Source organism: Francisella sp. SYW-2, from assembly GCF_008711475.1.
Classification (GTDB): domain Bacteria; phylum Pseudomonadota; class Gammaproteobacteria; order Francisellales; family Francisellaceae; genus Francisella; species Francisella salimarina.
In genome coordinates, this window is record NZ_VXKO01000007.1 from 17,701 (window position 1) to 39,672 (window position 21,972).

Consider the following 21,972-nt stretch of genomic DNA (forward strand, 5'->3'; position numbering starts at 1 on the left):
TCCTATAAATTTATTATATATACTAATTACTAATCTTACTCTATTTATCGATTTTTATAAAGCTAAAGCTCATATTAAACATACACAGATAAATCTATAGTGAACGTATTCATTTTCTGACCATTATACAAGCTTTGCCAAGAGTACTCTGGGCCAACCAGTACATTATCATCAAATAAAGACCTTTGGGTAGATATCAAAATCTGATCTTTAATCCCTGAAGCTGTTTTGAAAGTCCCAACCCCTGCAGATAGTGGCATAGGAATATTATCAGCATTATAAGAGTGTCCATAACTGGCGTTAATATTTTGCCCCTTACCAAACAATGTTAATGTATACGCAGCCTGTACTGTAAAAGCTCCTGCATAAGCATTACCATAACCGTTAAACTGTGTACTTTGCGTAGTAGTCGTTGCCCAACCTGCCCCAAGATTTAGATTACCAGGTAAAAAAGGTATACTCTGGATACTAATTGCTGTATCGACATTAAACTCACCAACACGATTATTTATAAAACTAAATCTACTATTAGCTCCTCTAATATCATGCATATACCCTAGGTTAAAACCAATTTGCCCTAGATTATCAATTTTTACAGCATCGAAGTATGCTAATGAAAAAGTTGCATGATTCTCCGCATCAAAAAGCGTAAAGTTGGCATTTGAGGTGTCACCTCTATAGTTTATAGCTGCATTGGTAATTCTATTTGGTCTAAACATGTTCGCGGTAATACTATTTGTCCATGGACCACCACCACCATAAGATCCAACAGAAGGTCTATACTTACCAACAGATACAAATACTGGTGTTGTGTCAAGATTACCAAAAATAACAAAACCATCCTGAAGATCATAGTTATTATTTTGATCAGCGACAAAATCCATATTAGCGGTTACATAATGCCCAAGATTTGCCAAAAAATATAGTGTTGCACTTGTTAGGTATATGTTTTCGCCATTACCGTCAAAGGTTCCACCTGACCTTGTTGTAATATTGCTACCATTCCATGTCTGAGCATCTGCCTGAATAAATCCACCGAAAAAAATTGCATAATCATCAAAGAATGCTCTCTGCCTAAGAATACTTGATGCAAAAAGGTTACTTGGTAACTGACCAATCGGTACGGTGTTATTACTTGAGAATGAGCCCACATAAGTAACTTCACCCTGCGTAGTAATCTTAACTTGATCACCAACATCGACCTGATCGCTATCGCTATTAGCAGGGGCGCCTATAACCATTTGCTCTTGCAAATACTGCTCTCTAACTCTTACATTTTTATCAAAATCACTAAATTCAATATTAGCTTTTTGTTGCGAGCCTAAGCCAACCTTGACTTCTGTATTTTCTTGCTGACCTAAATTATTGATCTCTGCTTGTAGAAATTTAATTTGACTTGCTAATTGAGCAACTTCCTGTTGACTCAACTGTTGCTGATCATCTGCATAAGAGATGTCAAAAATTGAAAAAATTAATGCTGAAGCATATATCTTTTTTTTAAGCATTCATAATATATTTCTATACGTATACTGACATATCGAGAGTAATTGTATTCAGATGTTCACCACTATATAGTTTCTGATATGCATACTCTGGACCGAATAGAACGTTATCATCAAAGTACGCTCTCTGAGCAGAGAAAATAAGCTGCTCTTTAATACCTGTTGCAGTATTACCAAAGTTTGGTGATGCATTTGCTGTACCCATTGGTATTGCTTGAGAATTGTATGATTGACCATAAGTAACGTTAAAGTTAGTATTTCTACCTCCTAGCATAGCTGCGTAGTTGAGCGCTCCATACCATGCACCTGCTAACACATTACCATTACCAACGCCGTTAAACTCTTCTGCATTTGTAGTACTTGCCCATCCAGCACCTATCTGAAATATTCCTCCCCACATACTATAAGCCAAGTTTCCATCAACGTTAATAGCACCAACTGTATCTCCTTTTCTATTCAGATTATCTAGAGCTAATGGAATAGAGCTATTTCCAGCACCTGCAATATTGTATACATAACCAACGTTGAAACCGGCCGCTAAATTCGGTGTCCAACTATCTGCATAGAATAAACCAGTCGAGAAATTCGCATGCTTATCATCTGAACCAAATACTGCAACAGCTGCGTTCCATACGCTATCTTTATAGTTAAGAGAAACGTTAGTAGGTGATCCCGGTGCCAAGAAACCAGTGATACCTCCAGTCCAGGATCCACCACCACCATAAGAACCAACTGTCAGCTTATTTCTACCAGCTGTAACAAAGAATGGTGAAGTATCAAGATTACCAAATATAACAAAAGCATTACCTAGACCAAAGCTTCCTGACTCATCTGTATCAAAATCAAACTGAGCTGTTACATAGTGACCTAAATTTGATAAGAAATATAGATTTGCTGCTGTTAGGTATATATTCTGCCCATTACTAGAGAGTCGATTATTACTAGGATCCCACTTAGAAATACCACTACCCCACCATGCTTGTGCATCTGCCTCAATAAAGCCTCCAAAGAATACCGAATAATCATCAAATTTTTCTCTTTGACCTAATAATGTAGATGCAAATAGGTTTGAAGAAATCTGTCCAATAGGAATACTGTTGTTACCAGAGTATGAACCTAAGTAGGTTACCTGACCTTGTGTAGTAATTGCTGGAGCCCCACCTACGTCAATACCACCATTTGAGCTGAAAATACCTCCAGCTGGCTGATCTCCTAAACTTACAATTGAATCGCTAGCACTAACATTTTGCATAATATCAGAAGGATCACTATCTGACACTAAAGCTCGACTTAAATCTCTACCTTCACCATTACCACCAAGAGATCCAGGATTTTTATTGCCATCTACTTTTGAACTATATGTAGTAAACGATGAGCTACCATTAGATGTATTTTTTAAACCACCATTACCATTTTGTGATTTTAACTGCTGTAACTGACCTTGAAGCTGTTGAACCTGCTTCTGTAAACTAAGCAATAACTCTCTCTCATTCACGCTACCACTTGACTGCTGAGAAGCATTTGCTGAAGTCGAAGCTGAGCTTGTACTATTTTGTGATGATTGACCAAGACTCTGATCTCCAATACTTGTAACTCCCAGAGGCCCTCCCTGAGAAACCACTTGTGGGGAGTCTTCTGAATAAGCATAACCATAGCAAGCTAGTAAGCTGCCAACCAACATACAAGTTCTTTTCAATCTACCTACCACAACTCTTCCTCAAAAAATATTTAACTAGTGACATAGAAAAATCTTTTTGAGTCTAGCATAATTTTATGGTTAGTTTCAACAAATTTTATGCATCAATATAAGATAAGATTTATTAGTTTTAGATAGGCATATAAGGAGCGTAAGTTGGTGTCCAAGACGATAAATTAATTAATCTTTCTACCTCACTATCAAACTCTTCCTCTGTAAGATCTTCCAAATCAACGTCTACACCATGAACATTTTCCAAAATAGCTTGCTTAGCTACTGCTTTAGTTATCTCTTTCGTTACTTCAACTAAGTCAGATATTTTAGCAAGCAATGGCTGTGTTATGTCTTCATTGATTACCATTGGAGATAATTCACTCAACCTGTAACAAGCAGCTCTAATCATACCTTTTGTAAGAATTTTTGCATGCACTGCAACTGAACCAAGACCCAAACCAGGAAATATAAAGGCATTATTACCTTGAGAAATTCTATATTTACACCCATTATATGTTACATCTGGGAATGGACTACCTGCGGCTATCAGTGCCCTACCTTCTGTCCACTTAATAATATCTTCAGGTAATGCTTCACATAGCGAAGTTGGATTAGATAAAGGCATAATAATAGGATAATTATTATTTTTAGCCATTGTTTTAATGATTTCCTCATTAAATGATCCTGGCTGACCTGAGGTTCCAATTAAAATATCACATTTTGTATTTTTGACAGCTTCTTCTAATGTTATATAACTTGGATCTTCGATTTTCCAGGTATCAATCTCATCACTAAATTTAACAAAAGGCTTCTGTTCAGGTGTAATTCTTTTCGCTCTTAACTTATCACATACCAAACCATATCTATCAACCAAATAGATACTCTTCATAGCTTCTTCGATAGATACACCCGCTCTATCTGATATTACATCTGCAAGCTGTCTTGCAATACCACATCCTGCACTTCCAGCACCATAGATAACTATTCTAATATCACATATACCACTTATAGCTTCTTCGGGAGTCAACTCTCCCACCTCTATCCTTTTTGCATTAGCAGTCTTGACAGCGGCTATACAGTTAGCTGCTGCCACAATACCTGTACCTTCTATATCATCATTAAATGTACATAGCTTATCCTTATATTTCTCAAGGATACGTGTAGCATTATCACGACCCAGATCTTCCCAGTGCAAAAATACGTTAGGAAACCTTGTCTTAATCTGACTAACAAATTCTTCAATAAATTCATCATAAGTCTCACCTGAAACCCTTGGTAGGCGTATACCAAGATAGCCAGGTGCACTTAGCAACTGATCATTATTAGTACCCATATCCAACTGAACTGGTAAAACTCTCGCTGGATCTATACCGCTAGCGGCAACATAAACCATGATTTTACCGATACTAATATTCATACCACCAATACCTTGATCGCCAATACCAAGAACAGCTTCACCATCTGTTACAAGAACTAAGTCAATACTGTTATACTCGTACCTTTCTAAGATCTTAGCAATATGTTTTTTGTGGCTTATAGATAAGAAAAGTCCGCTCTGTTTTCTAAATGAGCTACTATACTTTTGTACTGCTTCCCCAACTGTAGGTGTATATATAGTAGGCATTATATCTTCGATATTTTCGCGGACAAAATGATAAAAAAGAGTTGTATTTAAATCATGCAACCTATTCAAAAACACATATTTTTCAAGAGCATTTGGCTTTTGATCAAGCTGCCTTTTAACTCTAGCGGCTTGCTCGTCCAAACTTTCAACTTTCTCAGGAAGATAGCCGATTAAATCAAATGCAATTCTTTCCTCTTGACTAAAAGCAACATCTTTATTTAAAACACGATTATTTAATAATTGCCTACCAGTAAGATTTGTCTCAATCGCAAAAACCTTACCAATCTTATTCCTTAATTTTCTAACTCTTTTCTCACGTGCCATGATTTAAACCACTCAATAATAATTTGTGTTATACGATAACCTAAACATCTAATAGATAAGTATCTATCAGTAGTTGCTTTTTTTCAACAAAAAATGAATACTATAGGCTATTATACTCCTAAATAAAATAGCTTTAAACCTTCTTTTTTATAATGAAAATTATTACAAACTTAACCAAAACTAATAATTCTTCAGCCAAAGCTGTAGCTATAGGCTCATTTGACGGTGTTCATCTAGGACACCAAGCAATCATAAAAAAGCTTATCAATATAGCTAAGGAAAACAACCTAGTACCTTGTATTATGTTTTTTGAACCTTTACCTAAAGAGTTCTTTCTCAAAGAAATTGCGCCTTCGAGAATATATGATTTTAGGAATAAGATTATCAATCTCAGTAAGTTAGGAGTTGAATATATAATCTGCCAAAAATTCAATGAAAAATTTGCAAATATAGAAGCAAGAGAATTTATCGAGGAATTTCTTGTTAAAAAGCTAAATACAAAACATATAATAGTTGGCGATGATTTCAAATTTGGCAAAAACCGAACTGGCAACTATGAACTATTAAAACAATACTCCCTGACTCACAAATTTACAGTTGATAGAATTTCTACACTTAATCTTGATAATCACCGTATAAGTAGTAGCCAAATTCGACAGTCTATTGCCGAACATAATATCAAACAAGCAAACAAATTACTTGGAAACTCACTAAAGATTAATTCGAGAGTTTTACACGGACAAAAAAACGGTAGAAAAATCGGGTTTCACACTGTAAATCAGAAGCTACTCAAGAATTCAGCATTAAAAGGAGTATATTTATCAAAGGTTCATATTGGTAACGAAATATTCTATGGAGTTACAAATGCTGGCACTCGACCTACTATTGATGGTAAAAACAATCTTCTAGAAACACACATATTCAACTTTAATGAATATATTTACGGCAAACACATAACAACTGAAATTATTGACTTTATTAGACCAGAAAAAAAATTTAACTCGTTTGATGAACTTAAAGCTCAGATTTCTAAAGATACAGAAACTGCAAAAAAATTAATAACTACATTATAAAGAGTATTAACATAATAACCTTTGTACTTTATAATCTCAGCTTAAGTAATTTTAATTTCAGAATATAAACTATTTATAAATATCTAAGGAACCCTCATGAGTGACTACAAAGACACCTTAAACCTTCCAAAAACCTCTTTCTCAATGAAAGGCAACCTGGCAAATAAAGAACCTATGATTCTTAACAAGTGGGAAAAACAAGGTATTTACAGAAAAATCAGAGAACATTTTGCTGGTCGAGATAAGTTTGTATTACATGATGGTCCTCCATACGCTAATGGAAGTATACACGTTGGACATGCTGTTAATAAGATTCTGAAAGATATAATTGTCAAATCAAAAACACTAAGTGGGTATGATGCCCCTTATATCCCAACATGGGATTGTCACGGCCTGCCTATAGAGCTACAAGTAGAGAAAAAGCACGGTAAAGCTGGACAAAAAATATCTGAAAATGCATTTAGAAAAGAATGTCGTAAATATGCAAAAAAACAAGTAGAAATACAAAAGAAAGATTTCAAGAGATTAGGTGTATTAGGTGAGTGGGATAACCCCTACCTGACTATGGACTTTAATTATGAAGCTAACATGATTAGAACATTGGCAAAGATTATTGAAAATGGTCATTTAAGTAAAGGTTTTAAGCCTGTACATTGGTGCACTGACTGTGGATCAGCACTTGCAGAGGCCGAAGTAGAATACATGGACAAAGTTTCTCCAGCCATTGATGTAAAGTTCAAAATTAAAGACAAAGCGAAGCTTGCTAAAGCCTTTGGTCTTGAGTCACTGAATCATGATGCTTTTGCAGTTATTTGGACAACTACTCCATGGACGTTACCAGCGAACCAAGCCATAGCTGTTCACAACGAACTTAACTATAGTCTAATCAAAGTTGAAGACTCATACATCATACTAGCTGAGAACCTTGTTGAGCAGACTATCAAGAGATATGCAATCGAAAATGCTCAGGTTATAGCTAATACAAGCGGCAACAAGCTAACAGGAATCATAGCAGAACATCCTTTCTATAGTCGTCATGTACCAATTTTACACGGAGACCATGTAACAGATGATTCTGGTACAGGTATGGTTCACACAGCTCCAACTCACGGTGTCGAGGATTTTGCATTAGGCGTACAACATGATTTATCTATGGAAATTTTTGTAAAAGGCAACGGTTGTTATAGTGAAAATACTAAGCTCTTTGCCGGTGAATTTGTCTTTAAGGCCAACGACAGAATCATTGAGCTCTTAGGTGAAAAGAAGCGCTTAATGAATTTTGACAAAATTAAACATAGCTATCCTCATTGCTGGCGTCATAAGACTCCTTTGATATTTAGAGCCACACCTCAATGGTTCGTTAGTATGGAAAAAGAAGGTTTGCGTGAAAAGGCTATTGAGGCAATCAAAGAAACTAGTTGGGCTCCTAGCTGGGGACAAGCCCGTATAGAGGGTATGATTAAAGATAGACCAGATTGGTGTATATCTCGTCAAAGAACTTGGGGGGTACCATTACCTCTATTTATTCACAAAGATACTGAAGAATTACACCCTAACACTATCAAAATACTTGACAAAGTAGCTCAAAAGATAGAAGCAGGTGGTATTGAAGCGTGGTTTAATGCAGACGATAGTGAATTCATATCTGAAACAGATACATACAAGCGCGTAAAAGATACTTTGGATGTATGGTTTGACTCTGGCTCATCAAGTATGTGCATTTTAGATATAGACAAAAATTTAAGCTACCCGGCCGATTTATATTTAGAAGGTTCTGATCAACATCGTGGCTGGTTCCAAACATCTCTATTAGTTGCTATGTCTGCTAAAGGTAGCCAACCATATAAAGAAGTTTTCACCCATGGTTTTGTAGTTGATGAACATGGACGCAAAATGTCCAAATCTCTAGGCAATGTAACCTCACCTCAAGATATTTATAATACTTTAGGTGCAGATATACTTCGTCTATGGACAGCATCTACTGATTACAAGAGTGAAATGGCTGTTTCTGATCAAATTCTAAAAAGAACTGCTGACACTTATCGTAGATTACGCAATACTGCTAGATTCTTATTATCAAACCTAGAAGGCTTCAATCCAGAAACAGATATTATTGAGTTTGACAAACTAGTCAAGTTAGATCAATGGGCAATAGCTAAAACAAAAGAATTCCAAGACAAAATAATTGAAGCTTACGATAAATATCAAACTCATACTGTAGCCCAGTTGATTCATCACTTCTGCTCTATTGAAATGGGTAGCTTCTATCTAGATATCATCAAAGATAGACAATACACTGCAAAAGCAGATGGCCATCCACGTAAATCAGCTCAAACTGCCATATATCATATAGTACATGCTCTAGTAAGATGGATGTCTCCTATACTTTCATATACAGCTGATGAAATTTGGGAGGCTACACCAAAGACTACTGACCTACCTATTCAACTTTGTGAGTGGTATACTGATCTAAAATCATTTAATAACCAAGATGAGTTAAATCTAGAATTCTGGGCAAAAATTCAAGAAATACGCTCAGAAGTTAATAGAATACTTGAGATTAAAAGAAATGAAGATGTAATTAAAGCATCATTAGAAGCAGAAATCATCATCTATGCAGATAATGACAATTATAAGCTTTTAGAGAAACTTGGTAATGAGCTTAGATTTTTACTGATATCATCAAAAGCGAGTCTGAGAGCTATTGAGGAAAGAACAAATAACTCTATTGAATCAAATATCACAGGCCTAAATGTTGAAGTTAATAAGATTGAAGAACCGAAATGTGAAAGATGTTGGCACCGTAGTGCCACTGTAGGTCAAAATCAAGAATATCAAGATATCTGTAGTCGCTGTATTGAAAATATTACTACTGAAGACGGAGAATCACGTGAGTTCGCTTAAATATAAGCTTAAATATTTTATTTTAGCAATTGCTATTATAATTGCTGATTTATGCACAAAATATTTGGCTAATACGCAATTAGAATTTGCACAACCTGTAAAAGTGACTAGCTTCTTTAATTTTACTTTATTATACAACCATGGAGCTGCATTCAGTTTACTAAGCAATGATCAAACATCATGGCAAATGATTATGTTTGCCACTATTTCATTAATCGCTGCAATTGTGCTTATATATTTGATAATCAAACAACCAACTAGTGCAAAACTTAATCTAATCTCATTCTCACTTATATTAGGAGGAGCTCTAGGTAACTTCTATGATAGAGCTTTTCAAGGTTATGTCATCGACTTCTTAGATTTTCATATCGGTAATTATCACTGGCCATCTTTTAATATAGCTGATTCAGCAATAACCTGTGGCGTAATACTTCTGATACTTGCTTCGTTATTTACCAAAAAATCATAGTGTTTTCTTATAGTCAGTATAGAACTGCCTAGCTTTAAACTCATTCCCTCCGTAAAAAATACTATATACAGTTTGGCCCATTTTTGAATCCTGTTCCATAATAACCCCCATATACTTCATATCAGGAAGAGGCTTATTAAGTTCCGCGATAATAGTAGCCGTTTGAGGTAACTTCTCATTAATCATGATTGTATAATCTTTATCTTTAAGATACTCAATCAACTTCTTATACCTATCATTAAAATCCTTTCCATCTAGACGAATAACTTGATCTGGATAGTTCGCAACTAAAAATCTAGCTCCATCGATATCATTTGTATGCTTACTATAACTAACTTCTCTAGCTTTACTATACCTTGTTAACTTATCATAGTGATCAATATTGTCCTGAATATCTTCTTTTATAGTACAAGAAACCATAGACAAACCCACTAAACTCAGCACAAATATTCTTTTATACATTTCAAACTCAAAACACGAGAATCCCAATAGACTAATTATAACTCTAAAACACATATTTTATAAGCTTTTGATATACACAAAAACAATATCATCAGCATGCTTTATTTATGTACAAAATATCCATACAATATAAAGAAAAAATTCTAAGATAACCATGTCTAAAGGTTCTACTACTAAAAAATGGATTCAAGAGCATACTTCTGATTACTATGTTGCTCAAGCTAATAAACTTGGCTATCGTAGTCGAGCAAGTTTTAAAATCCTTGAAATACAAGATAAATACAATTTATTTAAGCAGAATATGTTTATAGTTGATCTTGGAGCTGCTCCAGGAGGTTGGTCAGAGCAAGTAATAAAATTCATAGGAAATAAAGGTAAACTTATTGCTTTAGATTTGCTTGATATGACTCCAATTGCTGGAGTAGAATTTATTCAAGGTGATTTTTCAAGTGATGAAACTTACGATAAACTAATTCAACTCATCAATAATAGAAAAATTGACTGTGTAATATCTGATATGTCTCCTAATCTTAGTGGTAACAAAACTTCTGATCAAGCTAGATCTATCCACCTCCTTGAGCTGGCCTTAGACTTTGCCAATACTAATCTCAACAAGAACGGCTCATTTGTTGCAAAAGTATTTCAAGGTCAAGGTAGTGATGAGTATATTAAACTAGTGAGAGAATCTTTTAACAAAGTTGTACAGTTCAAACCTAAATCATCAAGACCCAAATCTAGAGAATTCTATATAGTGGCTGACGGATTTAAAGGGTAGATATTTTATTAAGATGGTTCTTCACAGCTGAAATGTCCTCTAAACCAAATAAATAGTCCCTCCTAAAAAAATAAATATCATAAGATATAAGTACCAAAACATATCAATATAATTAAATGAAAAATACTAAACAGTTATTTATTTGCTTTATTGGAATTGTTCTAATAGCCTCTATTTTAAGAGCCCCTATTACATCAGTATCACCACTACTTACAAATATTGTAAATACAATTAATATTTCTCCAGTAACCGCCGGACTATTAGTTAGCCTACCATTACTAATTTTTGCAACATTATCTGTATTTATTTTTTCTTTTACAAAAAAACTCTCGTTGGAAACAAGCTTAATAGTATCTATAATATTGATAACTCTTGGTATATTAATACGCTCTCATATTAATATATATTCAATATTTTTAGGTACCATCATTATCGGTATTGGTATCACCATATCTAATGTTCTTATCCCAGTTTTTATAAAGAAAAAATTTCCAAACAATATACCCATTATGATATCCGTGTATGGATTAATGATGGGGCTAGGATCTTAGCTAACCATTAGTTTAATGATACCAATTATGCATCTAGCACAAAGACTCTCTTACTCAGACAATTCTGGCTTAACACTAGCACTATCAAGTGTTGCTATACTTGGTATAATAACTTTAATTATATGGCTACCTCAGCTTAAGAATAAAACCCTATTACCAAAAAATAATAACTCCACAAATCTCCATAGCCACATCTGGAAATCTAAGATCGCATGGCAAATAAGTATATTCTTATCATGTAGCGGTATACTTATGTACACTCTTTCCACATGGATTCCTTCCATTCTAGAAAGCAAAGGATACTCTATTCAGAATGCTGGTTATTTAGCAGGGTTATTTCAAATATCATCAAGCCTTCCTGTATTGATGATAACTCCTCTTATGAGAATATTAAAAAACAAAAATATTCTTACATTAGTATTTGCATTATGTAATTTTTTAGGAACTTTATTGCTTTTACTTAATGTATTTACTTTTATTGCAATTATAATGCTAGGAGTAGGAATTGGTGGTGCATTTATGGTCAGCTTAATATTAATAGGTATAAGAACTAGTAATACACAACTAGCCGCTGTCCTTTCTGGTAAATCTCAATCAATAGCCTATATATTAGCCGCTTTAGGCCCTATTATAACTGGGACATTCCATCAAATAACTTCTAGCTGGAAGTTACCTCTTATTATTTGTCTTTGTGTGACAATCATTATGATTGTCTTTTCACTTTTTGTTGCAAATCCTGAAAAAATAAACGTTGATGATATTTAAAAATCACTCTGACAATAATCTTTAACATATCTTTTAGGAGAACATTTAAAAATCCTCTTAAAGAAAGTAACAAAAGTACTCGTCGATTCATACCCTAAGTACTCAGAAACCCAATTTACTGAATAACCTTCATATAATTTTTGTAGCGCTACAACAATATGCAATTGTTTTTTCCAATCACTAAAATTCATCCCTATATTTTTTTTGATTTTCCTTGCCAAAGTCTTACTACTAACAGAACATTCATAAGCCATATCATATATATATTTATATTTTGTTGGTTTATTGAGCCATTGAAGAGCTACTTCTTGTAAAACCTTTTCTGAAGGTAAAGAAAAATTATAAAATGTTGGTAACATTTTTGATAATTGGTCAACTAAAACACTAGCTATTTTTTGATTTTCATAATTCAATTGGTCTAAAACTCTTTGTTGTGATAAGTATAGAATCAACTCTTTTATTAGAGGAGATATGTATAGCACACAAGCTTTCTTCGGCATATTAGCAAGCATTGACTCATCTACGAAAGCCATACACACTTCACCACCTTTTGTGATTAAATTACTATGATAAACATAACTAAGAATCCATAATGCACTGCCTAAAGGTACTGCCCAAACATTAGCCTCGACATTTGACTGAATAAGACCCTTAGTTGGCAATATTAATTGAGCTTTAGAATGACTATGATATTCAGACTCCTCATCACAGTCTTTAACTTGAGATTTTCCTACAATTAAAGCATTTAGATAGTTTTCCGGATCAAAATCAGTAGTTAAAGTATCTGGCATAAGCATTTAACTGAATTCACAAAAAGGTTTAAGAGATTCTATTATTAAATCTAAATATCATGCTTCCATAACTCTAGCATCCTATTAGCAACAACCTTATTAGCTTTTGCTGTTGGATGACAATAATCCCAACACAAGTATTTTTCAGGATCACCAAGTATATCTATATCATACTGGATATTACCTAAAGAATCTGCACCGCCATAGCTATCAATACATGCATCAGTAACATTCTCAAACCCATATTTTCTTGGAGAATCAATACAATCGTTTAATAAGGTAAAGAAATCAAAAAGCTTAAGATTAACATTGGGAAAAAGCATCTGTAACTCTGCAACACGATTTCTTAATAGTCCATTTTGCAAATTCACATTAGTCTTCAAATATGATTTAAAGAACTTACCAACCCAGTTAGAAAGATACTCTTTGTACCCCGGAGCTCTAGTCACATCAGGAATATTCCACAAGATTATATTTTTAGCTCCCATTTTTATAACTTTACGGACGATTTTACTCAAATCTCTTGCTACTCTGAACTTCGGCATCAAATTTATATATGGTATTTCATTGTATACCATGAACATGAAGTTATTTGCTCCACCATTCACAATAACCAAGTCATCATTAGCAAAACGACCTTCTTCATTCTCAAATCTAGCAACCTGATCAGATACTGCAAACGAATGATATCGCAATAGAGATGAAGGATTACCGCCATGAGTCAACGCTCCACATATTGCATAACTTTTATGTTTAATTTCTTGCACTTTTTGATCTTTAGCTAAAATATCGGCCAGTACCTCAGTCGAAACAAGACCATTTGAAAATCTTCCATTATGATATGGTTTACCCGGTATATCTAGTGTCTTCATAAGATTACCATTATCTAAAAGGCTGTCCCCGAAGACTACAATTCTACCTATTTGTTGCATATCTAATCCTTATACTCAAAAAAATTAGCCATCCAATGGGCTATTATCAAACTATTATCCCTAATCCTCAAACTTTCTAAAGCATGATGAAACTCATTTTTTATATCATCTTGATATTCTTTTATAAGAGCATGATTATGCACTTTTAGCATCTCAGGGTGTGCTTGTATCCCCAAAACATGATTATTAATACAAAACATTTGTACCTTGCAGTAGTCACTTGTGCTTATTAGCTCTGCATCCTCAGGCAACTCGACTATCATATCCTGATGATAAAACAATAGACTCAAATAATTATGAAATGGACTCATCCATGGTTTTTTTGTAAGAACTTCAACATTACGTACCCCTACAGCAAACCCCATAGGCCCTCTCTCGACTCTACCACCTAAGGCTTGAGCCAAAATTTGATGTCCAAAACATATACCTATCATTTTTTTGTTTTGCTGATAGAGATTCTTTATCTCTGTTTTTAGCTTAACTATCCATGAAAGATTATCAAAAGCTGTAGCTTTACTGCCTGTAATAATAAAACCATCATATTCATCATAATTATCGGGATATTCTTGGATAGTTACATCATAAATATCAAAATCAACAACCACTGATAACTTAAAAAAAAGATTGGCAAACATATCAGGATAATTACCACCTGCAACTCCACGTCGATGCTCTGGAATGTGATCTGTTTGTAATATTGCTATTTTCATCTTATATTTACATTAGTTTATTAGTGCATCAAATAGTATTTTTTTAAACTCTTCTGTCATTTCAAAAGTATAGCTATGATTCTTAGATCCACCACGAGCACCTTTTATAGTTAAAAGATTACCATCCTTAGAAATGTTTTTGATATTTATCACATCAATTTTTTCACTATCTAGGACCTCAGCTTTACGCTTCCAGTTATCTCTATATCTAGTAATAGCACTACGATACGAGCCTGATATTTTATTTTCTAAAGCTTTCTTTACAAACTCTTCAGCCCCTTGAGGTATTTCTTCCGCGAACTTTTTAAGCTCATATAGAGTCCTTACATCCTCAATAATACCTTTATTTGATAATTCACGGATATTATCTTCTGCATCAGCTATTTTTAGACGCATCGATATCCAACTATTATCTCGACCTAAAACCTTAGCTATATCAGATTTTTTGACATTCTTATTTTCGATCAGATCTCTTAATGCATCTGCTTCTTCAAATGGTGATACATTCTCTCTTTGATCATTTTCTAAAAGCTGTAATAAAATAATACTTGCATCAGACTCTTCTTGCCTTACAATACACGGTATAGTTGTCAATCCCGCTTTTTGACTTGCTAAATATCTTCTCTCTCCAGCAATGATATGATGTGCTCCATCATTTTTTTTAGCAGTAACAATAATTGGCTGAATAACACCATTTTCTCGGATACTTCCCGCAAGAGAATCAATGTTTTTAAATGTCTTTCTTGGCTGATTAGCATCAGGTTTAACAAGATTCAAAGGTAATTCAAAAAGCTGGCCCACTTTACTTGCTTGATCACTAAGCTCTTGTAGTTGCATAGCTCTGAGAATATCTTTTTTTTCTTGAGCTACTGCATCATGAACTTTAGAATTAGTTTTACGATTCATTAAAGAAACTTTCTTGGCCATTATTTTTCTTCCCCAAAAAACTCAACTATTTCTCTAGCTAATTTTTTAACTTGAATATGTACTTTACTTTGCTTTGCATACTCACCCACATATACACCCTCAGCTTCAGCTTCTATAAACTTAACACTTTGAGATACATAAGCTTCAAAATAATTTCCATCCTCTTCAAAAAACTCTAGTAAACTCTTTGCCATATTCGATTGCATCTGCACTCTATTTGCAAAAAACTTGTATGGCTTTTCAGCTGTTAAAGCCAAATCCTTAGCCTCTATCAGACCTGATAAGTCCATTCCACTTGGAGAACATGGTATAACCACCAAGTCAGAGAGCAAAGCTGACTTTAGGGCTGCAGTTTGGAAATTAGGTGGAGTATCAATAACAACAAAGTCTAAGTTTTGTTTTAATTCTATAACCTTTTCTCTTACATTCTTCTCGTCAAGGTTATAAACAAAATCACCAGCATCATTATTTTTTGTCATCCACATGTATGCATCAGGCTTATCTTTATCCATATCAACTATAGCAACTTTATAGCCTTGCTCTTTTAGGCCACACGCAATATTAATTGCCGTTGTTGTTTTTCCCGAGCCACCTTTTTGTTGCAACAAAGACACAACTTTTGCACATTTTTGATTCATTTTAAAAAAACCTTAAAATATATAAATTAACTTATTATATAGAGTACTTAGGAAATTATAGTCTATATTTGCCTGCTATAAAACCAACTTTTATACATTAGCTATTGATAAGCTGAGTGTTTTCTTATATTTTATTAATTCATTCGCGAGTATTCGCAAAAATACTCTTTTTATACAAAATTATTTCAAAGGTTTAAAATGGCAAAAAATTTAGTAATTGTTGAGTCTCCTGCCAAAACGAAGACTATAAAAAAATATCTTGGCAACGATTTTGATATCTTGGCTTCATTTGGTCATGTTCGAGAAATACCCTCTAAAGATACATCAATTGATGTAAACGATAATTTTAAAATCAAATTTACAACAAGTGAAAAGAGCAAGAAACATTTAGATGCAATAAAAAAATCTGCAAAAAATGCAGAAAATATATATCTTGCTACCGATCCAGATAGAGAAGGAGAGGCCATATCTTGGCACGTACAAGAAATACTTAAAAATGCACGTTTACTGAAGGATAAAAATGTTTATCGTGTTACATTTAATGAGATCACAAAATCAGCTGTAACGAATGCTATAGAAAATCCAAAAGAACTATCTATGGACTTAGTTAATGCTCAAAAAGCTCGTCAGGCATTAGACTTTCTTGTAGGATTTAACCTTTCACCTCTACTATGGCGTAAAATAACTAGTGGTTTATCTGCTGGAAGAGTTCAAAGCCCTGCTCTTAGAATGATAGTTGAACGTGAAATTGAGCGTGAGAATTTCGTTAAAAAAGATTACTGGAGCTTGACTGCTGATATATTCAAGCAAAAACAAATTTTTGCAAATCTGACTGAGTTTGACGGCACTAAAGTTGAACAGTTCACTTTCACAGCAGAAAAAGATGCTGAAAATGCAAAAGTAACCATCACAAAAGATGCTAATGGTTTTTTGATAGTAGAAGGTATTACTGAGAAAAAAACTAGAAGAAACCCATACCCTCCATTTATAACATCAACATTACAACAGGAAGCTTCAAAAAAGCTAGGCTTCACTGCTAAGAGAACAATGTCTACGGCTCAAAAGCTTTATGAAGGTATGGACTTAGGCAATGGCGAATCTGTTGGTCTTATCTCATACATGAGAACAGACTCAACCAACTTATCTAATGACGCTCTTAATGATATCAGAAGTTTCATTGAATCTAAGTTTGATAAGGATATGTTGCCATCTAAACCAAGAGTGTTTGGTAAAAAATCACAAAACGCTCAAGAGGCTCATGAAGCAATTCGTGTAACTTCTGCTAGTAGAACTCCTGAGTCTATGAAACCTTATTTAACTACTGATGAATTTAAGTTATATAGCCTAATATATAACAGAACAATTGCTTGTCAGATGAAGCACGCAACATTGAATAGCACATCTGTTGATTTAATCACAGAAAATGAAAAACACAAGTTTAGAGTAACTGGTACCGTAATTGTCGATGCAGGATTCTTAAAAATCTACAATGTCGAAAAAGATGAAGATGAAAAAGAGTCTAATGATGAACAAACTTTACCAAAATTTGAAAAAGGTGAAAAAGTTCCTCTTAAAGATATTATAACAAAAGCTCATTCAACTGAACCTCCACCTCGATACACTGAAGCATCTCTAGTCAAAGCCCTAGAGAAGTATGGCATTGGTAGACCTTCGACTTATGCGACTATAATCTCAACACTCCAACAAAGAGACTATGTTGAAGTTGAAAAACGTCGCTTCATACCTACCGATAAAGGTCGTGTCGTAAATAAATTTTTGACAGAATATTTCAAAAAATATGTTGAATACTCTTATACTGCTGGTTTAGAAAAAGAATTAGATGAAATTGCGCATCATAAAAATGATTACCTTAGCGTATTAAACAGCTTCTGGAAGCCTTTCATTGAGAGAATAAACAAAATTGCTGAAGATGTATCTCGTAAAGATGTAGTTACTGAAGAGCTTGACGAAGACTGTCCTGAATGCGGCAGCAAACTATCATCTCGCTTAGGCAAAAATGGTAGATTTATAGGCTGCACAAACTACCCAACCTGTAAATATACTCGTCGTGTCGACAGTGACGGCAAAGAAATAGAAAAAGAAGAACCTACTGTTGTCGAAGATAGAAAGTGCCCAGAGTGCGGATCAGATTTACATATCAAGCAAGGACGTTATGGTAAATTTATTGGTTGCTCAAACTATCCAACTTGTAAGCACATGGAGCCACTTGAGAAGCCAAAAGATACAGGCGTAGTGTGTCCAAAATGCAATAAAAATCACATTGTTGAGAAAAAATCTCGCAAAGGCAAAGTATTTTATGCTTGCTCAGGCTTCCCTAAATGTAAAAATGCTTACTGGTATCCACCAATAAAAGAAGAATGTCCAAAATGTAAATCACCAATACTTTTACATAAAACAACTAAAAAAGATGGTGAACAAAAAGCATGCCCAAATACAGAATGTGATTACGCTGTACCTTGGGAAGAAGATAATTAATAATTTGTATAAATAAACCCCCTTAAATAGAAAATATTGTTAGCCTATTATGTATAAGCAGTATACCTTGCCATCTTGAATTTATTTCAACATGATAAAAATAATTAATCCTTTTAAATTTTAAAATATAGTTTCAATAATATTAATTAAGCCAAGACCTAAATCCACATAGGTGGAAATATAAGAGGTAATATTGTTATACAAAATATACTAGCAAATATTAATGTTCCAACTACTATATAGCTTACAACTGACACATCAGTACTCTGCTTAGATTGTTTTACAAAAATAGATACGCAAAAGCCAAATACAAACACACAACCAAATAATCCTAGCGATGTTTTAAACATAGCATTTAACATGCCATCTATCATTCCAGCTGTTAGCATCATCACAAACATACAGTGATAAGGGTTAACACAAATATCTATACGTTTTTTAAGTAAATTTTTAACCGCTGTAATAATAACTATAATCGCAGCAATAAAAGCTGGAATACCCCATTGCGACCATATTTCTAGTAGTAAATTATGAGGATATCCATCTGGTCGCTTAGTAATTGCAAGGTAATTCCATTGCCCTACTCCAGTAAGAGGATGTTCTACACCTATCCAGAATGCTTCATTCCATAGAGGAATCCTGCCACTAAAACCTCCTCTAATAAGATCTGCTGATGACTTAATATTAGTATTATCAACCGCTGATATAAAATGAGTATAGAACAAGTCTAGCAAACCTCCACAAACCAGAGTTAAGCCAAGTATCAAGACAACTATCTTAAAATACTTACGAGCAAAAATAAAAAGCAAAGGTATTATTACAATATACTCAGCGAATATTGTTCTAAAAGCATGATTTATCAATACGAACCAAACTATAGTTAACGCTATAAAAGAACCTATCTTGTAAATAGGTCTTAAATCAATAAACCATGGTAATAATAACAAAGGTAAAAACCAACTAAAGTAATTATCCAAAAATCTTGGATTTAGACAGTTATATATGAATAATAAAACTTTTTGGATGCTACCTGCAACCACAGCTCCATAGACCGAATAATTAGCCAATGATAGCTGTAAAAATAATGCTCCTCCGAAGAAAATCAAAGAGAGCAATATAATCACATAAAAATATTGTATAGACTTAAAATTATCTTTCACATAACCTGCAATAAACAATACGCAGATAAATTGTAAAAATGTTACGCTAACACCTTTGAATGCAATTGAAGGAGAAATAGCAAAAGCCGAAGATACAATGCCGAATATAAAAAACATGAAAATTGAATATCTTACTAGATTGCCAAAGCTCAAGAATACTTGTATAAGTTTAGAAAGACTTTGCTTATTTAGCAAAATAGCGACACTAGCAATACAAAGCGTATAGAAAAAAATATAATATCTATCTAAAAATAGATAAATATTCGCACTAAAAGTATCATTAAAATAATGAGTAATCTTACCCCCTGATGATACCGGCACTAAATTTAGTGGAGTATATTTCATAAAAGGCATTAAAAATACCCAAAATAGTGAAATAGCAAGAAAATAAAATATATAGTCGTTAAAATTAATCTTTTTGACAAAGTTTTTCACAATTAATTCTCGTGTTAGAAATTCATATTAATAAGAAATATTGTAGTATTTGAAATTACTAGAAAAATTTATTTAATCTCAATTGTAGACTTAGCTAGTTCTGAATTATCAGATTTATTAACAACCGTAGCAGTCCAAGTACCATCACAAACTTTATCATCACTAAGAACACTCTGATTATCAACAGTATAGTCTTGAGCATCTTTAAATTTAGTAATAGGGAAAGAAGTGCTATAACAGTTTGTATCTTTAGGAGCTCTCCATGTCAAGTAGATAGTACCCTGAGGAGCACCATTCCAATTAGTTATAATCTTAGCTTCTATTTCATGAGATTCAGGCTTATAAGTCATATTTAGAGAAGCTGTTGGTTTATCTTCGGAGCTATCTTGACGATCTTCTTGATCAGGATTATCAAGATTATCATCTGGATTAACTTGTATTGAATCATCTGAGCTATATAGCTTATCAATAAAGTTATTATATGTACTACAACTTGCTAATCCCGTAGCTATTAATATTAATAGTAAAAATTTTTTCATTATATTGTTACCTATCACTTTTAGTTTGCTTTGTTCTCAACCACTGATTGACCTTTAAGTTGCTCTATCTCTTGAGTTGTTTTTTCAAGATTATCTTGCGTCTGCTTTGCTTGCTCTTCAAGCTTCAAAGACTTTTCTTTATATACACTCGCTTTTTTAGTATATCGTTTAAATCTCTTCTTAAGAACCGTCGAATCTTGTGCAGATTTTAAGAGCTTGTCTTTTATCTCTTGTTTTTTAGCTGCTACTTGTTCATTACGTTCTTCACTAAGTTTAGAGTATTCAGTTTGAAGCTGATTGAGCTCCTGCACTTTTTGGTCTAATAGACCTTTATATTTTTGCGATAGTTTTTCATATTTTTCAGCTCTTTGCTCAGCTTCCTGAGCTTCTTTTTGAAGCACTTGCGTTTGTTGCTCTAGCTGTCGCTGATTATCTTGTAAATTTGCCATCTTTTCACTATCAGCAGCACAACTTGTTAACATTAAAGCTGATACAGAAATCACACATATCAGCAGAACAGATATAATTTTCTTCATAAGTTAAATCTATCTCTACAGTATTCATAAGCATATATTTTATCAGCTAGAAGCTTTAAGTAAAGAAGATTAACAAATCAAGATAATAAAATACCTCATTATTTTGTATGAGATTTAAGTTCCGCTATTTGTTGAGATATTTTAGATGCCTGATTGGCCTGAGTTTGTGAAGTAGCTTTTAGATTATTTATCTGAGATTGATACCCATTTGCAAGAGTTCGATACTCATTTATTTTTTCATCAATTTTAGCTTTTTGAAGAGTCTTCTGAACCAGCTCTTTGTTAACTGCTATTGCACTATCATTATTTGGATCACTAAAGTTACTATACGCTTTCTTCAGATCATCAATATCACTACCTAGCTTATCTGATTTTTTTTGCAGATCATCAGCTTGCAATCTATATTTAGCTATTTTAGTCTGTAGACTATCAATATTGGCAAGATTCTGAGATGCTTGTTCACTTAATTGTTTTTGAGTTTGCTGAAGCTGCTGAATTTGCTCTGCAGTACTAGATCCACAAGAACTAAGACTTAATATAGCCGACAGAGCTACTGATACTATTAAAATCTTTTTCATAAAACTACTACCTTAATTATTTATAAATAATTAGTATAGCAAAAACTGCTATTTAATAATAATCTGATTTTATAATTTAAAGAATAGGCTT

At 33.6% G+C, this 21,972-nt stretch carries 20 protein-coding genes; 7 read left to right on the forward strand and 13 right to left on the reverse strand.

Features of this window, described 5'->3' with window-relative positions; genetic code table 11:
- Positions 1-74: 74 nt before the first annotated feature.
- From F3D57_RS03875 to F3D57_RS03885, 3 genes are all read right to left on the reverse strand, one after another.
- Positions 75-1,505: a DUF3573 domain-containing protein gene (locus F3D57_RS03875; protein ID WP_150465264.1), complete on the reverse strand. Its 1,431-nt coding sequence runs from the start codon at positions 1,503-1,505 to the stop codon at positions 75-77.
- Positions 1,506-1,518: 13 nt separating this feature from the next.
- Positions 1,519-3,210 (reverse strand): DUF3573 domain-containing protein, encoded by a 1,692-nt coding sequence (locus F3D57_RS03880; protein WP_150465265.1) that lies wholly within the window; start codon positions 3,208-3,210, stop codon positions 1,519-1,521.
- A 118-nt stretch (positions 3,211-3,328) separates the two neighbouring features.
- Entirely contained in the window at positions 3,329-5,143 is a 1,815-nt protein-coding gene (locus F3D57_RS03885; protein ID WP_150465266.1) for an NAD-dependent malic enzyme, read from the reverse strand.
- Positions 5,144-5,292: 149 nt separating this feature from the next.
- On the opposite strand from F3D57_RS03885, the gene ribF reads away from it, so the two are divergent.
- The 3 genes from ribF to lspA all read left to right on the forward strand — a co-directional run bounded on the left by ribF (position 5,293) and on the right by lspA (position 9,586).
- The gene (gene ribF, locus F3D57_RS03890; RefSeq protein WP_146421868.1) at positions 5,293-6,213 is read left to right on the forward strand and encodes a bifunctional riboflavin kinase/FAD synthetase; all 921 of its coding nucleotides are present in this window, start codon (positions 5,293-5,295) and stop codon (positions 6,211-6,213) included.
- A 96-nt stretch (positions 6,214-6,309) separates the two neighbouring features.
- Positions 6,310-9,117 carry an isoleucine--tRNA ligase gene (gene ileS / locus F3D57_RS03895; protein WP_150465267.1) on the forward strand — a complete coding sequence of 936 codons (2,808 nt, stop codon included), beginning with the start codon at positions 6,310-6,312 and terminating at the stop codon, positions 9,115-9,117.
- The gene (lspA, locus tag F3D57_RS03900; RefSeq protein ID WP_150465268.1) at positions 9,104-9,586 is read left to right on the forward strand and encodes a signal peptidase II; all 483 of its coding nucleotides are present in this window, start codon (positions 9,104-9,106) and stop codon (positions 9,584-9,586) included. The genes ileS and lspA overlap by 14 nt, the downstream gene beginning before the upstream one ends.
- Here the strand turns inward: lspA and F3D57_RS03905 are convergent.
- The gene (locus F3D57_RS03905; RefSeq protein WP_150465269.1) at positions 9,581-10,048 is read right to left on the reverse strand and encodes a hypothetical protein; all 468 of its coding nucleotides are present in this window, start codon (positions 10,046-10,048) and stop codon (positions 9,581-9,583) included. The two genes, lspA and F3D57_RS03905, sit on opposite strands and share 6 nt — an antisense overlap.
- Positions 10,049-10,202: 154 nt before the next feature.
- Here F3D57_RS03905 and F3D57_RS03910 point away from each other — a divergent pair, with 154 nt between their 5' ends.
- From F3D57_RS03910 to F3D57_RS10360, 3 genes are all read left to right on the forward strand, one after another.
- Complete coding sequence (locus tag F3D57_RS03910) at positions 10,203-10,823, forward strand: RlmE family RNA methyltransferase (protein ID WP_146421864.1); 621 nt, start codon at positions 10,203-10,205, stop codon at positions 10,821-10,823.
- Between the two features lie 116 nt (positions 10,824-10,939).
- On the forward strand, positions 10,940-11,374 hold the full coding sequence (locus tag F3D57_RS10355; protein ID WP_224728149.1) for an MFS transporter: 435 nt from the start codon (positions 10,940-10,942) through the stop codon (positions 11,372-11,374).
- A gap of 27 nt (positions 11,375-11,401) precedes the next feature.
- A complete protein-coding gene (locus F3D57_RS10360) occupies positions 11,402-12,139 on the forward strand; it encodes an MFS transporter (protein ID WP_224728150.1) in 738 nt (245 codons plus the stop codon).
- On the opposite strand, the gene F3D57_RS03920 is transcribed toward F3D57_RS10360, so the two are convergent.
- Genes F3D57_RS03920 through F3D57_RS03940 form a run of 5 tightly spaced genes read right to left on the reverse strand, consistent with a single transcriptional unit; the run spans position 12,136 to position 16,137 of the window.
- Positions 12,136-12,930, reverse strand: coding sequence for an AraC family transcriptional regulator (locus F3D57_RS03920; protein WP_150465270.1), 795 nt, complete (start codon positions 12,928-12,930; stop codon positions 12,136-12,138). The genes F3D57_RS10360 and F3D57_RS03920 overlap by 4 nt on opposite strands.
- Positions 12,931-12,980: 50 nt before the next feature.
- A complete protein-coding gene (locus F3D57_RS03925; protein ID WP_150465271.1) occupies positions 12,981-13,862 on the reverse strand; it encodes an SGNH/GDSL hydrolase family protein in 882 nt (293 codons plus the stop codon).
- A gap of 2 nt (positions 13,863-13,864) precedes the next feature.
- Positions 13,865-14,572, reverse strand: coding sequence for a glutamine amidotransferase-related protein (locus F3D57_RS03930; protein ID WP_150465272.1), 708 nt, complete (start codon positions 14,570-14,572; stop codon positions 13,865-13,867).
- Between the two features lie 12 nt (positions 14,573-14,584).
- Positions 14,585-15,499, reverse strand: a complete 915-nt coding sequence (locus F3D57_RS03935) for a ParB/RepB/Spo0J family partition protein (protein ID WP_150465273.1) — start codon at positions 15,497-15,499, stop codon at positions 14,585-14,587.
- The gene (locus F3D57_RS03940; RefSeq protein ID WP_146421859.1) at positions 15,499-16,137 is read right to left on the reverse strand and encodes a ParA family protein; all 639 of its coding nucleotides are present in this window, start codon (positions 16,135-16,137) and stop codon (positions 15,499-15,501) included. Before F3D57_RS03940 ends, F3D57_RS03935 begins: the two co-directional genes overlap by 1 nt.
- Before the next feature lie 198 nt (positions 16,138-16,335).
- Between F3D57_RS03940 and topA the strand changes: the two genes are divergently transcribed.
- Positions 16,336-18,633: a type I DNA topoisomerase gene (gene topA / locus F3D57_RS03945; RefSeq protein ID WP_150465274.1), complete on the forward strand. Its 2,298-nt coding sequence runs from the start codon at positions 16,336-16,338 to the stop codon at positions 18,631-18,633.
- Positions 18,634-18,791: 158 nt separating this feature from the next.
- Here the strand turns inward: topA and F3D57_RS03950 are convergent, their stop codons facing one another.
- From F3D57_RS03950 to F3D57_RS03965, 4 genes are all read right to left on the reverse strand, one after another.
- Complete coding sequence (locus F3D57_RS03950; RefSeq protein ID WP_150465275.1) at positions 18,792-20,147, reverse strand: O-antigen ligase family protein; 1,356 nt, start codon at positions 20,145-20,147, stop codon at positions 18,792-18,794.
- Positions 20,148-20,296: 149 nt separating this feature from the next.
- Entirely contained in the window at positions 20,297-20,767 is a 471-nt protein-coding gene (gene lpnB, locus F3D57_RS03955) for a TUL4 family outer member lipoprotein LpnB (RefSeq protein ID WP_150465276.1), read from the reverse strand.
- A 20-nt stretch (positions 20,768-20,787) separates the two neighbouring features.
- Positions 20,788-21,303, reverse strand: a complete 516-nt coding sequence (locus tag F3D57_RS03960; protein ID WP_150465277.1) for a hypothetical protein — start codon at positions 21,301-21,303, stop codon at positions 20,788-20,790.
- 98 nt (positions 21,304-21,401) lie between these two features.
- Positions 21,402-21,881 (reverse strand): hypothetical protein, encoded by a 480-nt coding sequence (locus F3D57_RS03965; RefSeq protein WP_150465278.1) that lies wholly within the window; start codon positions 21,879-21,881, stop codon positions 21,402-21,404.
- Between the last annotated feature and the right edge of the window lie 91 nt (positions 21,882-21,972).